We start from the raw sequence: 18,565 nt of genomic DNA on the forward strand, positions 1-18,565 counted from the left end.
GAAAAAGCACCAATGCCAGGACCATCCAGGCGTAGCGTCAGGCTATATATGAATCTGCACGTCAAAAACACCCCGGACACTTGTCATGATCAACGTGAAACTGGGCTCCGGTAGGTACCGTATAGCTGAACCCCGGAAAGGAACGCCGCGTAGCTTAATTAATTCGATTACTAACTTGAATAATATCCTCGAAATAAGGCTGCTGAAAACGTTTTTGACATGACTTCTCACGGCCTGATTCGCGCAAAAATAATGCGACAGACACGCGTGTAGTTTTATATTCCGCTACAGCCTGAGATACGTCATGTGGAAAGACTATAAAGCCTTTACCCGAGACCTTGAGTCAATTTGACGCGCCGATGTAAGAGCGCGGTCATGCGGCGCTGGATGCGATCGCTAAATCCTGCGATGACCGTAATCCACAAATCAGTAAAAGCAGGCGAGCTAACCGGGTGAATCTGAGCACGTCATTTGCTTATCCGGAAGATATCCAACGTAGGATTTACACGACAAATCCCATCGAATCACTGAACAGCGTGTTCAGACAGGCGTTCAAAACGAAATGTGTTCCCGGGGGATAGATCTGTGAGAAAGGCGATCTGGCTGGCAAAGGATGCGGCGGCGGCGAAATGGACGATGCCGATCATAAACTGGCGGCTGGCTTAGTAATACGACAACTATCCTGAAAGTTATCGTATCGGTCAAAGCCATAATAAGCGATCGGAATGGAGTGAAACGCATAGTTGTGATTCATCACGCCAGAATGATGCCAGAGGAGCTCTCTCTCAAGTTGCTGGCTGCGCTACTTAACGAGCTGGCCGTGAGGATCCACTGATATCTCCCGGGTCATGCCTAAGTCTAAGACTGGATACTTACGCTTCAAAAATGCATAAATTCTTTCAGGTCTTAGAGCGTTCTAACCGCCTGCTTTTGATGAAAATTACTCTGCGATTATTCTGAAATCCAGCGTTGCTGCTGCTTCATCATCGTGACTTTGCGCTAGCATAAAAATGGTGCATTTATGACCGTATTGGCGCGTTTTTCGCCGATGCGGTGTACCCCTGCTTTTTGCCTCGATAAAAAAATCAACAACGGAGCCAGGAGAATGTTATGAGCCCAGACACAGCCAGCAGCACTCTGCGTAATAAGGAGGCGGCAGGCGATACTTATCTGCTGCCAGATATGAGCCGGTTTGAGCCAGCAGTCATTGGTGCCTGGGAATGTATCTGGAACAGTCCTTACTGGTTCAGCGCAGAGCGCGATCTCAATGAGGGAGAGCGTGTGTCGGTCGCTGTTATCAGCGAGCAAGATGGCTCTGTGCTTTGTGGTTTGACATTCATAGCAGGTGTAAATAACCGCCAGAAGGACAACTGGCTTTCGGCTTTAGCCGCTCAGATTAACGATAATGATACGGTAAAGCCCTGGCTTCGGGCAGGCTATCTTGACAGTGATGACGTGTTCCATGAGGGGCCTCAGGCGGGTGTGGTGCGCCTCTGGTGCTGGGGCGGGAGGTCGCGCATCGTCTGCACGGCCCCTTTCACGGGTAACCTTCAGCCGGTCCTGGTGCTGCCGGATGTGAACATGAACGCCGGTCAGACCCTCTGGCTGCAGGTTCGGGATCGCACAACGCAGCGGGTGTGCGAAACGCTCGATATTACGCTTGCCGGTGAAAGCTGGCAGGAGGAATTCTGCACCAGTATTAACCGCCGCAGTGACTTCGTGCGGGCCGGCGGGCGCGGGGAAAATGGCCTGACGCCAGTGCCAGCAGCCGCGGGCAGCCGAGTTCTCGTACCTCAGCTTGCCGGACTGGACATTACGCTTGATCCGTTTGAACCGCTTGATGCGGAAGATAACGCTGTGCCCCTTGCGGACCCGCATGGAGCGCTTAAACGTGATGAGCAAAAACTGGATGACCCGGCGCACTACCGTAAGCGTGCAGGGCAGCACGCAATCAACCTGGGCAGCAGGCTATACCTCCCGGCGTTCGTCGCTGACGAATTTAGCAGGGTTGAAAATGTCCCTCAGGAACAGGATGATGGCATAAACACACCACTCATTGATCTTCCTGATCCGCAAAGTCCAATCCACTATGCTGTCTGTTGTAAAATGAAGGTTCAGAACTCAGAACGGGGATATTTCTTCACAGGGATTGGGGATGTTCTGGAATCAGAACCGTTAGAGACGTTAATTCCTTTTCTGAGCATTACAGGAAAACGCTATGCCATTTCGTGGGATCAAAAACGTCCGGATGCTGAGGTTTTTCAGGCATTATTGACCAATAGGGACGAATTATCTGGATTATTCGGTTATGTGGATGAAAGATATACCGTTAACGATGACTACTACGATCGTTTGAATCCCTTAGGCCTTTTCAGATACAAGCAAACTATCAGCTCCTCTGCACTCATTGAGAACATACCTAAAATAAACACCTCACTTCGTCAAACGACTGCAGGGTGTTATATCAGGTATGGTGATGATAACCCGCAGTATCTGCCGCTTTGGAATTTAATAAACGCTGATGCCCCAGACAAATATGCTGGCGTCAATGTACGCTTATTAAGCGATGCTGAGCGCTTCTGGCAACTGGGGGGCAATGTCAATATCTATTGCCTTCCTCCTCTTGCCGGGCTCGGCGTTTTTGCGCCAGACGGCGAGACCGCGCTGCCCTTTGGCATTACAGTGGTGTCGCGCCAGCGCGTTTCTCACGCGCTGCCTGTTCAGTCAGACGGGTATAACCGCCTGCGTACCCCTCTCAGTAAGGTCTCCAGCACGCTCTGTGAGGATGCCGCTTTTACCCTCGGCTCCGAGGTTTTTGACACCTCTGGTGAAACTGAAAGCGGTGTAGATCCTCTTACCGGTCTCTACCACGCCCACTATCCGCTGGTGGTGCTGCAGTCGCGAACTGACCCCCGCGTGCGGCTTGATCTCTCCCTGCATTACGCCGCCACCCGTGCCAATGAGAGTGCTCTCGGAGACGGCTGGGCCTTTCGCCGCACTTCCTTCGACAACCGCCTGCGTCGTTTCAGGCACCTTAGTGGCCGGACCTTTACGCTAACTGAAGATAATATGGCCGCGCTGGGCAGAGGAGAAAGCCTGACGCTTGGGGACATGATGCTGAGCGGCGAGCTGTTAAAAGATAACATTAAATTCAGCGTGCTCAGCACGCTCACCGTGCGGCTCCCCGACGGTGAAGTGGTCACACTTGGCCAGCCCGGCGGAGCCGAGGAGGCGGGAGAGGACTTCAAATTGTCCGTTGAGAAGAGGCTGACTGCTCTAAATGCCAATCTCAGAACATTAAAGGCGATGCAGGATAACATTGCTAAGGAGGCGGGGGACGTTACCTGGTCCGACGGAAGCTGGTCGCCATCACACAAAAAAGAGGAGGCCCTGCGTCGCGCAAAACACTACGGCTCGCAGATAGCCGCTAACGAGCGCGAAATAGAACTTTACAAAACCCGCGCAGTGGTCCTTGTGCCGGTCAGCATTGGTCGCGAGGATGGTGCCACACTGACACTCAGTTGGGACGGCATGAAGGGCCATGTACGACTGCTTTCAGTGAGTGATGGTGAACGGGTGTTACTGACCGCAACCCACAGCAGCCCGGTCGCTAAAGGGAGATACGCCTCTGTGTTTACAGTCTGGCCGGATACCTCTGAAGCGTATGAGGTGCGTCTGGAGATCGAGGACTGCCTTCTGAGGACGGTGACCCGCCGCCCCGTGGGAGGGCGTGAAGGGAAGCAGGTCCGCTTCGGCTATTGTAACGACCCGTTGTTTGACCGGTTGCTTGATTGTGTGATCGGAGAGGACGGCGAGCGCGAGTTCATTACCTGGCGCAGCGGGCTGGTGGCGGATGACGGGACGTGGGTTGTGCCGGCAGTGATGGCCCGAATGTTTCTGCCAGGCGGTGAGGGGGCTGCGATGAAGGAGTTCTGGCGCTGGCGCGGAGACGTCAGCCTGATACCAGGGCCGGGCGGAACGAGAACCTCCATTCATACTGCCTCTGACGGCACGGTCACGGTACGTGAATGGGAGTACTCCGCCGCAGGCCCTAGGCCTGTCAGCGTTTCCGAAACCCGCGCGGACGGCACGGGAAGTACTACGAGGAGCTATTATACGCACACAGTGAACGCTAAAGCGGCCCCGCGTCTGCAAAGCCTGGCCACGCGCGTTACCGTAATGCCAAACTCGCCCGCACTGCAAACCAGAGGTGAAAAATGACAGGCACCACCATGTATGACCTGACAGATGAGATCTCTGCGGAGCAGACGGACTTCGCCTATGACGCCCAGGGGAACCTCATCAGCGTCAAGGCACCCGACGGCATGGTGACGCTGACCCAATGGTATCTGCCAGGTGAACCGGCTGGGGAGCGCACCGTGGCAATCCCGGATACGCTGACGCTTACTGGGGGGCTGACGCTGCCTGACGACAGCGCGCTGAAAGACGCGGGGTTTGACGTTTGCCCGACGCTGGCAAAAACGGAGGCACCGCGGCTTCAGGCCCGGTTACAGTACCTTAGGCTGGCTGACGGCACCTTCACTGAGGGCGAGCTGACGCTTTTCGGCTACGGAGGGGCGAAAGGCAACACTGAAGACAAAGTACTGCTGACAATTGAGGGCGTGAACTTTTACAAAGAAGCAGGGCGGAGGATGGTAACTGCGGCGGGCAGAAAACCCCTAATCACCTTAACCCGGGAATCTGTGGTGCGCCGTGCTGGCTCGGTTTATACCCGGCGGGAAAAGATTTGCTGGTACGACGGGCACCGTTTGATGCAGGCCACTGAGGAAGTCCTGAGCCCGCTGGATTCCGATGCTGGCTGGCTGACCACGCTCACTGCGACGTTGCCCTCGGGCAGCAAAGCCATCTTAAAGCAGCAGGTGACGTCATCTTTCAGTGGCATCTTGCTGCGCGAAGCGCAAATGGATGGCGACGGCTATCCGGTCAGCTTTGTCGTGTTTACGTATGACTTTGATGGCCGCGAGGTTTTGCGCACGGCGTACGAGTGGAATGAGGATGCATTTCTGAGCGGCAACATGGCTACGTTGACGCCTCTCGCACCAGCATTGGTCGCGCCGGTGCGAGAGGCGATGCCTTATGGTATCTGGGAGCGAGAACAATCTGAGGACGGGCGCTGGCTGTACGTCCGCTACGATGGGCACCAGCGTCCGCTGAGCCGCTGGCTGCAACGGGTGCCAGGAGATGACCACGCGGACAGTAACCGGGTGTGTATTGAGCGAGTAGCTTACGGTGCCGACGGCACCGTAGCCGGGTCACATGTGTTTGACTACCTGCCGGGTGGCCTTTGTGAGCGAATTATTGATGCGGTGCGACCACCCCACAAAGCGGAAAGCTGGTTCTGGCAGGCAGAAAATAGTCGGGTCACACAGAGCGTGGATAAGCTGACCGGGGCGCTGACCGTAACGCGGCTGCAGGGGCGTATGGACGGTACCGTAACCGGGAGCACAGTGACCACGCAAACCAACCTGCCGGACGGGCGGGTGCGGTTCGAAAGCGAGTCGCGTGCGGGCGAGCCCGAAAATTCAGGACAGTCAAAGCCGGGGATGCTGCAGGCGAGGACCCGCCAGGAAACAGACAGCCGCGGGCGTCTCGTGAAGCTGACCGAGTCGGTGGAGACCGTGATGATCAGTAAGGGTGAAGAGACCCGAAAATGGAAAGAGCGTGACTGGGCCCTGACCTATGATGACCTCGGAAGGCGTACCACGGTCACTGCGCCAGATGGGCGCGTGGTGACCTGGGCGTACGAAGGGCTCTGTGATGTGCCGACTGGCATCACTCTGAAGCAGGGCGCAAAGGGCAAACCACTCCCGCTGGGTAGTCGCACGCTACCCAGCGGCGACGGTGTCGCCTCGCTGACGCGCGGAAAAGGCGCTACGGAGTGGTATACGGAAAAAGGGCGGATTAGAGCAGATGGTACCACCCTTTACGCTCTGGAGGATGAGAAAGACCATACTCTGACTGTATACAGGGAAAAAGATAAGGAAAAATCGGCGCTCGCTACGTTTCGCATTAACCCTGCAACGCTGGTGCTGCGTAATGTTCGGCTGGCCGGAAAGGACCAGCAGCTCGAGGTGGTTAACGAAAGCCTGACGCCAGCACTGCTGGGCGAGTACCGCCTTGACAGGATAGTCGCGGGCATAACAGCCAGGGCCCAGGGCATGGCCTCCCTGCGCGGACGGGTCACGTCAGGCCGTAGCACGTCCGGTGTTCCATCTGCCGGACGGCCCACGCCGCAGGGCATGCCGCAGCGAGTACGGAGGGGAGAACTTGAATACCGGTATCAATGGACGCCTGAGGGGCAGTGCGCTCAGGCTGCAGTGAGAGACCTTCGCACGGGTCATTGCCTGGTAGCCGACTACCGTTATGATTTCGCTGGCAACGAGACGGAGCGCCGCTATAGCCTGGGTGATACTACTGGCGTTAAAGAAATGGTGCGCTGGGAGCAGGCGTGGACGTCACAGGGTCAGCTTCGGACCGCTGCGCTTTATCGGGGCGATGTACTTACGCGTACTGAAACCTTTACCTATGAAACGCAGGAGAGCGGCCTGCGCGACGAGCTAATTAACTGGGCGGTTTCTGTTCAGATCCCCGGCACTGACGAAGTTTGTGACCGCGACGGACGAGCCATCCGGCTGCAGGCTTACACGTACGATACTCTGGGCAATATGACCGGCTGCTCCACCCGCTTCGCTGACGAACAGACAGAGACCCGCACGTATGCATATGGCGACGCGGACCAGCCATCAAGGCGCACGCAAGAGCGAGTGACGTCCAGTGGTGCCACCACTTCACACGCGCTCAGCTACGATATGGCGGGCAATCTGATGGCTTCAGGACCCCGTTATTTTACGTACACTGCAGAGGGGCAACTTGCCTCGGCTGGTGAGGGGGGGATCCTGCTCACCCGCTACGACTACGATGCAAACGGTGCACTGACGGCAACCTGGGACGCGGCGAGCATGACAACGCGCATTCTGACAGGTGACGCAGAGATGTGCCTGGATTCGCAGGGCCAGCCGGTATCACGCCGCATTGACGATACAGAAGCCGGTCTGGTGACGGTGTGTCAGGTGCTGAGCGGGAAGGAGGGAGAGACGGTCTCGGCAGAGATGCTGTACTTCACGCTGGCGGCGCCGGGAACATGTGGCGGCGATGAGTGGTGGGTGGATGAAAGAGGGGACTGGCACTATCGCAGCGCGGCGTTTACGCCGTGGGGGGAGTCGGCAAAGCACAGTCTGGATTCAATGGCATCAGGGTTGGGCTGGAACAGGATGAACGCGGATGCGGCAGGGCTATACCACATGGGTGGAGGTTACCGCGCCTACGATCCTTGCGAGCGGACGTTCTGTCAGCCGGACGGCCTGAGCCCCTTTGGGGCGGGAGGGCTGAACGACAGAGCTTACTGCGCTTACCGTGACCCGGTGAACTGGCATGACCCGTCGGGTCACGTAATGCTGAACCGGTTTGCGGTGCGTGAACAACTGGCGACGCTGGACCAGTGGATATCGGAGACCACGCTACCGTCACCGAAGGCTGCTGCTTGGTGGGAATGGGTGCTGCTGGGCGCGGGAGCCCTGGCCTTCGTGGTCGCCATGGTAATGAGTGGGGGCGCACTGGCGGCAATTCTGCCGGGCATTGTGGGATTGATTGGTATTGGCGCGAAGGGTGTGGGAATGGCGATGCGGCAGGGTGAACCTGAGCTCGCGGCGAAAATGGAGTTTACGGGAGATATTCTTTCAGCGGTTGGCGGGCTCCTGATGCCAATGACGGGGGTGGGGGCGGTTACGTCCGCGCTTCTTAGAACGGCGGAAGCGGCGTCACTCGGACTATCGATGACCTCCTATGTGTTGAGCGAGAGCAACCCTGCGCTGGCCGAGAAGCTGGGGTGGGCGTCTATGGGACTGGGGTTCGCGTGGGCCGGACACGGACTGGCGAAAGGTGCAACGCGGCTCGGGAGCAAAGGGCTTGAGAGACTTAGAAGCCTGCGGGCGCAAATCAAACTTTATGGCGCAAAAATCACCTTAAAAAATAGAGGGAATCTTCCTTTATTGAATGTACAGGCAATGGCCGGTGCGCAAAATAATTTCAGAGCGGTTGAGCACGGCTTATATCTCCTGGAAGAAAAAAGTCTCGATGGCCTGCGGAAAAACCTTGTGGTTCTGGCTCATGGAGATTTGGTCAGCAGCAGTCCGAATGCAAGAAAATATAACACCCCACAGGGCATTGGTGTCGTTCTTTCCGATTCAGAGGTCTACAACGCAGCTGACTTTATTGCCAAATTAACAACTGAAGTGAAGAGCTTATCGCAGTTTAGTGCAATTGAGCTAAGGGTTTGCTATTCAGCTAATGGAGCATCTAACTCGCTCGCACAGCAGATTTCGACCAAGACCGGCCTGCCTGTGATTGGATATAAGAACAAGGCGTATGTCACATTGGGTAGTGACACAGTAGGTCAGATGATTAGCCAGAATATGGCAGGTATGACATTAGAAACCATAAACAGAAATATGAATAAAGCGTTTTATGACACAAGTCTTCAGCGGTTTATCAATAAAGCAGGTTCACCTATGACATTCGGAGAGCCTGTAAGAGGAGCAAATACCGTAGTGCATTTTAACCCACAAGCCTGAACACAAATTGTGACATTGCATTGACTGGTTCTTATATGTTCATTATAACACCATTAAGACCCGATATGACAGTTGCCTGTTATTTAAGGTATCTGTCAGATTGAACGTTAACAATCTCATGAACGCCATATAAATTCTTACAGAACGTCACCTTATAAAACTCGGGCAATATTGTTTTGTGTAATCGTCCGTAAATACCGTTTGCAGGAAAGTGTAATCAGAAGGCCATCTGGTCAAATCTGATGTGTTCGACTAACTTGTGTCCTATAGATGGGGAACACGTCAAATAAAGAAACTCATCCACCGCTAATAATGGCCTGAGATGGAGATACATCAAGTTTCAGGCAGATTGATATAGCCGTGCATCAACGGTGAAAGCCCAGAAATGTATGCCTCACCGAATGAGGCATCCTCTCTCCCAGTAGATGTGAGGGCACCTCCTGTAGGTTAAGAGTGTTCTTCATAAGCACAGCAATGGTTACCAGCTTTGCGTGCCAGTTAATCTTCATGCTCTTGAGGTTTCACCTTGCTGTTTATAGCTAATTACTTTAAATATCACATGTCGTCCCTGGGCACTGTTCTGCTATGTGGGGAACATTTGGCGGTAACACGCATCATCAATATTCACTCAGGTAAACGCACGGTTGACCCTTCCCATCGCTATAATAGCCTGTGCCATAACGGATGGACGGGGCTTCTCAATATTGAGCTAATTAGACTGGAACGATTTAAGGCGATCATTCTAATTGAGCAGTGTATTTATAATGTTTTTCCTGATGTGTGCTGATTGAAGCAGCCAAGCAGCCAAGCAGCCAAGCAGCCAAGCAGCCAAGCAGCCAAGCAGCCAAGCAGCCAAGCAGCCAAGCAGCCAAGCATCAGGAATAAATATGGTCGCCCCTTTATTTTTGGTGAAACACAGAAACAGGGTGATACTGCGCATTAACAAAGGCGTCAGTATCAGATGGTGCAACGAATTTGTTTCTTGCCGTAAGACAATAATGCTTATAGAGTCATATGGTAAATCATTAGAAATGATAAAATAATGGTGTTGCTTTGAAATTATGTCCTGAGGCTATGTTTGTTTTTTTTGTTTTTAGTGTGAATCTAAAAATGGGGGGCGGAATTCCATTTCCAAATTTCTCCGAAATTTTTATCGTTTGTTATGCTGTAGTGTTTAGGGTGAAGAGCGTTGCTGGTAAGTTGCGTAATAATTTGTTTTCAAACAGGATAATAATACGCATCCTACTCCTGCATCCTTAGACCCTTAAATGTAGTTATTGTTAACGTGGTTTTTACGTTCAATTATGAAATCTTTATGTGTAATTTATAATCCTTTGTCATTTCTGGTGTTATGTCCAAACGTATATAGTCATATTTGGTTAGCCCGTTTTCATAAAATCAATCGAATCACAGGGTTTATTGCCCATGTAGATATAAACAGTTAATAAACAATTATGCTCAAAATAGATGAGCGACGTTGACTCAGCGTCAAATATTACTTCACCTAAACGCAATAGCTGATCCTTACATAATTACATTTATGCAAAAATCAGTCTATCAAAATTTGAGGCTGTTTTTTGTTATGCTAAACTGATTAAATATTATAAAATGAGAGTTTATTATTTATAAGGTAACCTCATATGAATGTTTCGACGCCATCAACTTCGCATACTAATTTCAGCCATAGTGCCAATGATGTTAAACAAAAAGATAGCCCTATAACAGAATTAACTAAGGCATGTCTGGTCTCACAAACACCACCAACTGTTGGGTCGAAAGAAGCATCGACTGTAGAACGGAGGAAAACATTTCAGGAAATTAATGAAAAGTCTTTAATTGCATGCCTTGCCACAAGCGAAATGTTAAAATTAGAACCGAATGTTTTTAATTTTATATTCACGCTTTCATTAAAAAAAGAAAAGCGTGATGAGCAATGGCTTCATGAACGGTTAGGCGCGAATAGTCAAAAAAAAATCAGTGGGAATGACAAGATTGTTTTAAGTAAAATAATTTCTAATGCTAAATTATTCCATGACTTCAGAATCGGATTCAATAAACTTATTTTAGGTTTCTTGTCTCGCCCTGAAGTTAAGGGGCAGATATCAAAAGATGTAATATTGGCTGTATTGAGCAACAATATTAAAATAATAAATTTGGCAATATCTATTAGCAAAAAAGATAATGATGGGCTAGAGATTTACCCTCAATTTGAGTTAATTAAAGATGCTCTTACAGGGGCTACATTTATCATATTAATGAACGCGCAAAAGAGTGGGAATCAAAACTTCATTGATTACAGGGAGAAATATACAAAGATAATAAAAAAGGCTGAATTAATGGTGGCAAATATTTACGGTAAAAAGCTTGATGCGCTTCGCATTGAGAGTTCTACTACGGGAAAAGAAGTCGTGGTTGAAGAGAGTTTTAAATCGCAAGTGCTTAACACATATCGTGAACTTATCAAGTCCTTAATGGACTCTAATAAAATAGGTACGGTTTTTAATGAACTTTTACGTTCTAAAGTTGGATTTGTACAATTAAGTGATGCGTTCTCTGGAAATAAAAAACAATCCATTGTGATTACCAGTGAAGAAGTCTTAACCCTTAATGAGAAAGCAGCAGAGATGAGCAATCATGTTCCTTTCAAAGAGGGGCCTGTTGTTGAAGTTAAAAAGAATAAAAAAGAAAAAATTGCAAAAGTAGATGATGAAACCAACAGCCCTGCAAACATTAAAAATGTCGATAAATCTATGTCCGTGGTGATAAAAAATTCTACTAATTTTCAATTACAAATGTCTTGGTTAGAACCTGACTCAGCGATGCATAAAAAAATCAATGAAATCATACAGGATTTGTGCAATGGTGTTGACACGTTTCACTATTGGAATGGGCATTGCTTTGCAGATTTGACTTCAGAGGAGCAGGGCAAAGGGAGAGGAAAATACAGATTAGCTTTTCACCGTGGAACTGAAAAGAGCTGGGTAATGGATGAGATTTATGTGCATAAAGGTAATGGGTTTGTTTTCTGGAGTGGGAAGTAAAATAAATGAGCATGTAATTTAAAATTGTGTGATTGCCTGTTTTTGAAATGTTCCCGACATCACAGAGACAGGTACTTATAATATATATAAAAAAATCAAATGCCTTGCTGCCGAACTGGCAAGCCGCGAACGTAAGCCGATCATAATCCGTTTATACGCATGCTCAGGAAGCTTATCTACGAGATGGTGTCAGGTGCAGACCTCAGTGAGCACCCCGGTCGCAAGAATGCCAACTGAAAAAAAAGCAGAAATGTCCCTGGCGGCTACGCTATTTAAAAATCTGCTCAGGGATGTTAGCGAAGTCACCCATCAAAACTTCGCGCCATCGCACTGTAGAGCCACGGTGTTATTTTTTAGCGCGACCCACTTATTGATAGCAAACATGAGCGCCTTCGCCAGTTCTGAATGTCGCGAAAGCGCTTGCTGTTTTTCCTTAGCCAGCCTCCTTGCGCGTTGAGCAACAGTACCGTTTTTTCTGGCGGATAGCCTACCGCACCCGCGCTTATACCTCAATTGCCGGTTTCGATGTCGTACACTCGCCGATGCGATGGAGCGCTTTTTCCGTCGCCTTCGATAGCGTGCGCAGCTGCACGTTGTGGATGATATGCCGCGCGTGCGCCCGGCACACCACCTCCTCTAATAGCCTTAGCGGTACAGCTCGCTGAACCCGGCATAAGTATCCGCCTGCAGCACTCCGCTGAACTTCGCAATATACGTCTGAGGGTGTAAACCCTTGCGGTCTGGCGAGCATGGCGAACCACACCGCAAGGGTTCAGCAACAACCTGTGTTGCGGTCATCGCGCACGAACGTCCTCACGTGCTTGAGACGTTTCGGTTTTCTGAGCAGCGGCTTTTACTCAGGCAGCTGCCTGAGTTTAATACTGTAAAAAAACACAGCGTCTACTGACTTCCATAATTACAATGTCTATAATGACAAAAAATAAATAAAACAGCCACTGAAAATTATTTTTTTTAAAATTAAATTTCAATGAGTTACGAACATAATTGACCAAGGTGTGAAAATGGAACTGGATTTAGTCAGTATTATTAGGCTGTCTTTAGAAGGTAACGATAAAGACTTACGCCTCTATCTGGCAAAGCATATTCGCTCCCTCCGGAAAAGTGATCCTCAGCTGGCCGCCAGGATTGAGGGGCTGCTTAAGCTCAGTCCGGCCCGGTCCCATGATGTCATGAGAAAAGAGGGCGCTTCGTTCGAGTTTCCAGCGGGAAAGTATGACGATGTGCTTCCTCAGACGATGATTAAATTGCCAGCAGAGGAACACTCGGGCGATTCTCCTCTGCTTCAGAGTCAGGTAAAGGCTCAGCTTGAACAGGTATTGCTGGAGAGAATGAAAAGCGATCTTCTTGCTCGCCATGGCCTGACGCCAACAAAGTCATTGATTTTCAGTGGTCCTCCCGGTGTAGGTAAGACAATGACTGCACAGTGGCTCTCTCAGCAGCTTGGGCTCCCCCTCTACACTCTCGACCTGACAACAGTTATGAGCAGTTTTCTGGGGCGTACCGGGAGTAACCTGCGCAGCGTGATTGATTATGCCAAATCCCATCCTTCTATATTGCTATTGGATGAAATTGATGCGATCGCCAAAAAGCGCACCGATGAGTCTGATGTGGGTGAGCTTAAGCGTCTTGTAACGATAATGCTTCAGGAGCTGGAGGACTGGCCGGGCAGCGGCCTGCTGGTCGCCGCCACAAACCACCCAGAGTTAGTGGATCCTGCTTTGTGGCGGCGATTCGATCTTGAGGTGATCTTTGAGCTTCCTGATGAGTCGCAGGTAGCTGAGGCGATCCGGCTGTTCGCCGCTCAGGACTTTCCCACGTTTGCTCCCTGGTATGACCTTCTAAAGGAAAGCATGCGGGGTCAGTCATACAGTAATATCAAGCGAAAAGTTTCTCAGTTACGCAGGTTGCACTTACTTCGTCCGGAAAGCTTTGAAACTGACCTGATCGCACAGCTTGATTTTGATACCGGAACCAAAACCAAAACAGAAATGATCAACTTTGCGGTCAGGCTGGTACGTGAGTTTGGGCTTACACAGCTCAAAGCCGCCAGCGTCGCAAATGTGAGCAGGGAAACAATACGTAAACGATTGGCTATAAAGGAGTAAACCAATGGCTGAAAAACGTAACTATATTATCGGAAAGGCGGAGCTGCTTTCCTCGTTAACGCCACCGCCTAAAATGAATCCAAATTCGGCGCCCCTCTATACCTTTCCGGAAGTCATGGACAGGCTTAAACCGCAGTTTAAACAGACGGCTCATCAGCTAAACCAGCTGGACGACGAAGCCTGTCCTAAAGACTTTGCGGTGGCGGCGATCACCCTTCATCCCTCTTATATTTCGAAGGGCCATTTTCCCCGTACGCTGTTCAAAGAAATGGCAGTGCGCTCGATTGGCAGTAAAGGGGTGGACGTCCTGCCCGATCGCTGGACCCGAGTCGGGCAGCCGGTGAAATCACCAACCACCAGAATATTCGTTGCAGGTAAGCGTAATCGTCTTACCGAATTCAGTGAGGAGCTGGAGCACTTCACAGAACAAACACGCGGCGCAACGGACTTGTTTCGTATCTGGAGCGTCAGCGAACCCGACATAACAGAAAAAATTAAGGAGAATGCGGATGCTTTCGAGGGGTTCTGGGAGGCAGGACTGCAGCTGATGTCGCTCGGAAACAATGAATTTATCAAACGAGCCTTTGTCAGTTATGCACAGGATCTGGGTTTTACCGTTCAAGAAAGCATGGCGATTGAGGTAGGCAGCCTCTGGTTCATACCCATTGCGGGCGATAAGTATAACCTCACTCATCTCGCCGCGTTCGCTTTCCTGCGAGTTGTAAGACCTCTCCCGTCACTGCGTTCATTTCGGCCACTCTCTCGTGGTGTACCGGTAGGGGCGGATCTTGACCTGCCAGACGTTCAGCCCTACGCCTCTGACGTGCGCGTTGCTATTCTTGATGGCGGCTTGCCTGAAAGACATGCTCTTGAACGTTGGATTGGTAATTATTTACAGGCGGACACCTCAGCCAAAGATCACCCGGATGGCCCCGCACACGGCCTGGGCGTAACTTCAGCATTTCTCTTTGGTCCGCTCTGGCCTGGGGAAACAGCGAGCCGGCCATACTCCTACGTCGATCACCACCGAATTCTCGATAACAGCACCGATGGCGAGGATCCATACGAGCTTTATCGCACCCTGAGCCACCTCGAAGATATTCTACTCTCGCGGCAGTACGAGTTTCTAAACCTCAGCCTCGGTCCGGCGCTGCCTGTAGATGATGATGAGATTCATCCCTGGACCTCGCTGATTGATACCTATCTGGCCGATGGTGATACCTTCCTGACCATCGCCGCGGGCAATAACGGTGAAAGTGATAGCTCGCTGAGCCTCAATCGCATACAGGTCCCATCAGACTGCGTTAATGCCCTGGCGGTTGGAGCGACGAATCAGATCGAGGACGGTTGGAAACGCGCGTCATACAGTGCAGTTGGGCCGGGCCGATCGCCGGGGCTTGTCAAACCGGACATGGTGGCGTTTGGCGGAACCCCACGCCAGTATTTTCACGTTCCAAGCGATCGTGATCCGACCAGGCTAGTTCCGACCTGCGGCACCAGTTTCTCTGCCCCGTACCTGTTACGCTACGCTGTAGGCATACGTGCCATTCTGGGCCATGACATATCCCCACTTGCCATTAAGGCTCTACTGATAAATGCTGCTGACCCTTCAGACCATGAGAAAGGCGAAGTCGGTTGGGGAAAAGTGCCAGACGATCTCGGTCAAATAATTGAATCGCCCGCAGGGACGGCACGTATTCTGTATCAGGGAGAGCTGACGCCGGGTAAATACCTCCGGGTTCCACTTCCGATACCCGAGAAGGGCATTACCGGCAACGTTAAAATCAGAGCCACCTGCTGTTTTTCAAGCCCCGTAGATCCTCAGGATACATCCATGTATACGCGTGCAGGTGTGGAAATCACGTTCCGACCTGATCCAGAAAAAACGCAGTCATTCTTTAAGCAAAAGTCTGTCGCAACCGAAGCCGAGCTGCGCGCTGATGCGGGCAAATGGGAGTCCGTATTAAGCGCTGAAATCAATAAAAGGGGTAATTGCTTAATCGCACCCAGTTTTGAGATCCATTATATGGCACATGCAGGCGGAGACCAGGTAGACGGATCGAAAGCCGCCAGTATTCGCTATGCGTTTGTCGTCTCACTGGAAGCCCCGAAAACCCCGGAAATCTTTACAGGCATCCTTCAGTCTGATGCCCGTCTGATTGAGATCCAGCCACGTATTGCAGTCCCGGTACCTGTCAGAATTTGAATATGACAAACTCGCTCCGGGTACGCTCCTGTGTTATATGTTTCTTCCGTTATTGCCACCCAAAATGTGGCAATAACTAACCGGCGGATAGAGGCGGGGGGCGCTATATCCACGGGCAGCACCGATAGACAGGGTATCGCTCTGGCTTTTGTCTTATGAGCCAGCGCGCGGCGGACATTGCCAAAAGTTTTGGTGTTAATATCATGTTGGTGGGTGTACTGCTCTTTATTCATCCCGCTACTAAACCTCCGCCGATAATGACGCAGCTAACGGGTCAGGGACTTTGAATTCGTCAGGGTGTGCCCTCAGAAAAACAGCTTTGTCAGGCGTCCGCCGTGCCCGGTTTATGGGGTAATCGGGAACTGTCGCCTGAGCGGCATCAATCCTTAGCTCTGGCTTCATCACGAATTGTCGGTGATCATCCCCTGGCCGGCCAATCGGGTCGGCGAGCTGCTGACGCAGTTATCCTGGGGGGAATCATCATGCCGCAGAATGTTCAGTAACGGTAACGGTAATGCGTAACCGTTACGTTGCGGATCGCCGGTCTTTATTATAAAATCTGCGCGCCATCAACAGGATGGCAGGGATTTGCACCCCTAATACGAGAAGGCGGGATATTTTAATATCCTTGCCGATCTGTGCTCGTCTTCTATGGCGGGTCGGATGGGGGAGGCTTCGGCCTCGCCAGTTCTCGTACTGGTAGTGCAAACCCTGTTCGATTCGCCACCCAGGGAGCATTCCATGCACGACGAGCAGCGTACTGAACAGGTGTTTGTGACCGGTACCGATAATGTCATACACGTACCGGTAGCGGCGACACCTCCCCCTTGTAACTGGCACAGGGCCGATATTCTCTGTGCCATCCGGAAAGCCGGCAGCAGTCTCTCAGCGCTGTCCCGGGAGGCCGGCTTATCCTCTTCTAGTTTATCCAATGTATTTTATCGTCCCTGGCCCAGAGCAGAGCGGATCATCGCGGATTTTCTGAATAAGCATCCTGCAGAAATCTGGCCTGAGCGATATCGCTAACAGCATCACCGGAGAGGGTGTCCTCTCCGTTTTTGTATCTGCGTCAACATCACAGCGTTTTTCTGGTGTAAGTGGCTGGCGTAATCATTAATAATGCAGGAAGCGGTACTGTGGCAACCAGTAATACGCCCCGTGGCAGATAAGCACCAGACTGCACGTTGTGGCATTTCAAACAACAGTCATTCCGGGTAATGATAAGAAGCCCATTCCGAAAGTGTTACTTGGGGGTGCTCCGCTGCGGTCAGGAGCAATTTGCATTTTGGAACATATTCATGGGCTGAAAACGTCCCACTATTTTATAAATAACTATCAATAGGGGTAAATGTACCCGGTAGAGACAGGGACAATTAACTGACAGGATAGTGTTGTTTACGCTGGCATTCTTATGGATGCAAAAAAAATTCCACGTAAATAATTTTACTTTTATCTACTGCACTGCCCGCATATCTGTTTCGTCGGTGAGGAGCCTGGGTTCTTTTACGCCCTACGCCCGACCGTCACATGCCAACTTCAGCATAGCCATCTGCCTTAACGTATGTTGCGCAATCATCTCTGAATTTATTATCCGCTTCAGCGCCCGCGAGTTCATCAGGCCGCTACCGGTGGGCTCACTGAAGGCCAGTTTGAACTCTGGTTCTGCCAGGGTCGCAGGCCTGTGAAAAAGGAACGCATAACCGACTTTGGATGTTGCCGTCCGAAGCTTACTGGCAAACCGATAATTGTCGATACGCCTATCATCGAGCATATCCATGCCCATTAAGACGGCAACGGCAAGGTTCAACACCCGCATCCCTTTCCATTTTTCATCGGGGTGCTCCATGTTTTGCCATCCACGCCGGGCGTCCTTCACCCGATGTTGTAAGTCACATGCCTGACTGCAACTGCTTTGCCAGAGAAACGAACCTATGAGGTTGCGCTGCAACTCCCTGTAACGCCGCCATTGTTGCTACCGGGTTGTCTATGCAATATGTAGCTGTAACTTTCGCTCCCAGGTATGGCTGGCTCGCCAGTCAATGGCGTGCTTGCCTGCCGGGCGGGGGTATAATGGACACGCTGTCGTGTGTATTAATCTCGCTGATATCCCTATCGAAAGTTTTACAATATCTCATGCAGTTAAAGACCAGACGGAAATTTGCCCGCTTTCGCGCCGAAGTATAATCCGCTCTGTATCCTGATGATTACCATCAGGCATTCGCTTTTTCCGTCCTTCTCTGCACGCATCACCAACAGTGTTCCTCACAGTTCACCTGCCATCAGGCAGCGATACGGGTTTACCAGGTTCCGTTTAACATACAAAAGGTCAGGTCGTGTTTAACCTATTCACCGGGGATTTCTGTGTCCATGTGCTCCGGGGCCCTTGGAGCAACGCGATCTGTTATCCATCTGATTCGGGTCTTTCAGCATCTTTGGCCTGTTGCCTAAACGACGTTTATCAACAGTTCACATGCGTTGATCCTTCTGACCAGCCTTACAATCCAGCCGCATGATTCTTGCAGAAGTAGAGTCTCCCTCACA

Annotated in this window: 9 protein-coding genes and 2 pseudogenes; 7 read left to right on the forward strand and 4 right to left on the reverse strand. The window is 51.0% G+C overall.

Annotated elements, in window-relative coordinates:
• Positions 1-425 precede the first annotated feature (425 nt).
• The 3 genes from AAF463_RS23645 (at position 426) to AAF463_RS23655 (ending at position 8,651) form a co-directional block, all read left to right on the forward strand.
• Positions 426-581: a transposase gene (locus tag AAF463_RS23645; RefSeq protein WP_350262782.1), complete on the forward strand. Its 156-nt coding sequence runs from the start codon at positions 426-428 to the stop codon at positions 579-581.
• 529 nt (positions 582-1,110) lie between these two features.
• A complete protein-coding gene (locus AAF463_RS23650; protein WP_350262675.1) occupies positions 1,111-4,221 on the forward strand; it encodes a hypothetical protein in 3,111 nt (1,036 codons plus the stop codon).
• Positions 4,218-8,651, forward strand: a complete 4,434-nt coding sequence (locus AAF463_RS23655) for an RHS repeat-associated core domain-containing protein (RefSeq protein ID WP_350262676.1) — start codon at positions 4,218-4,220, stop codon at positions 8,649-8,651. The genes AAF463_RS23650 and AAF463_RS23655 overlap by 4 nt, the downstream gene beginning before the upstream one ends.
• Positions 8,652-8,745: 94 nt before the next feature.
• On the opposite strand, the pseudogene AAF463_RS23660 reads toward AAF463_RS23655, so the two are convergent.
• Positions 8,746-8,853, reverse strand: a pseudogene (locus AAF463_RS23660) (IS481 family transposase); the annotation flags it as partial.
• A 1,438-nt stretch (positions 8,854-10,291) separates the two neighbouring features.
• Here AAF463_RS23660 and AAF463_RS23665 point away from each other — a divergent pair.
• Positions 10,292-11,692 carry a hypothetical protein gene (locus AAF463_RS23665; RefSeq protein WP_350262677.1) on the forward strand — a complete coding sequence of 467 codons (1,401 nt, stop codon included), beginning with the start codon at positions 10,292-10,294 and terminating at the stop codon, positions 11,690-11,692.
• Between the two features lie 645 nt (positions 11,693-12,337).
• On the opposite strand, the gene AAF463_RS23670 is transcribed toward AAF463_RS23665, so the two are convergent.
• On the reverse strand, positions 12,338-12,490 hold the full coding sequence (locus tag AAF463_RS23670; RefSeq protein ID WP_350262678.1) for a transposase: 153 nt from the start codon (positions 12,488-12,490) through the stop codon (positions 12,338-12,340).
• A gap of 224 nt (positions 12,491-12,714) precedes the next feature.
• On the opposite strand from AAF463_RS23670, the gene AAF463_RS23675 reads away from it, so the two are divergent.
• The 3 genes from AAF463_RS23675 (at position 12,715) to AAF463_RS23685 (ending at position 17,050) form a co-directional block, all read left to right on the forward strand.
• A complete protein-coding gene (locus AAF463_RS23675) occupies positions 12,715-13,818 on the forward strand; it encodes an ATP-binding protein (protein WP_350262679.1) in 1,104 nt (367 codons plus the stop codon).
• Between the two features lie 4 nt (positions 13,819-13,822).
• Positions 13,823-16,024, forward strand: coding sequence for a S8 family peptidase (locus tag AAF463_RS23680; protein ID WP_350262680.1), 2,202 nt, complete (start codon positions 13,823-13,825; stop codon positions 16,022-16,024).
• Positions 16,025-16,819: 795 nt separating this feature from the next.
• Positions 16,820-17,050, forward strand: a complete 231-nt coding sequence (locus AAF463_RS23685; RefSeq protein WP_350262783.1) for a helix-turn-helix transcriptional regulator — start codon at positions 16,820-16,822, stop codon at positions 17,048-17,050.
• A 484-nt stretch (positions 17,051-17,534) separates the two neighbouring features.
• Here the strand turns inward: AAF463_RS23685 and AAF463_RS23690 are convergent, their stop codons facing one another.
• Entirely contained in the window at positions 17,535-17,870 is a 336-nt protein-coding gene (locus AAF463_RS23690) for a hypothetical protein (protein ID WP_350262681.1), read from the reverse strand.
• Between the two features lie 29 nt (positions 17,871-17,899).
• Positions 17,900-18,120: pseudogene (locus tag AAF463_RS23695) on the reverse strand (reverse transcriptase N-terminal domain-containing protein); the annotation flags it as partial.
• Positions 18,121-18,565 lie beyond the last annotated feature (445 nt).

Origin of the sequence: Pantoea sp. BJ2, assembly GCF_040255075.1 — a bacterium.
GTDB classification, from domain to species: domain Bacteria; phylum Pseudomonadota; class Gammaproteobacteria; order Enterobacterales; family Enterobacteriaceae; genus Pantoea; species Pantoea leporis.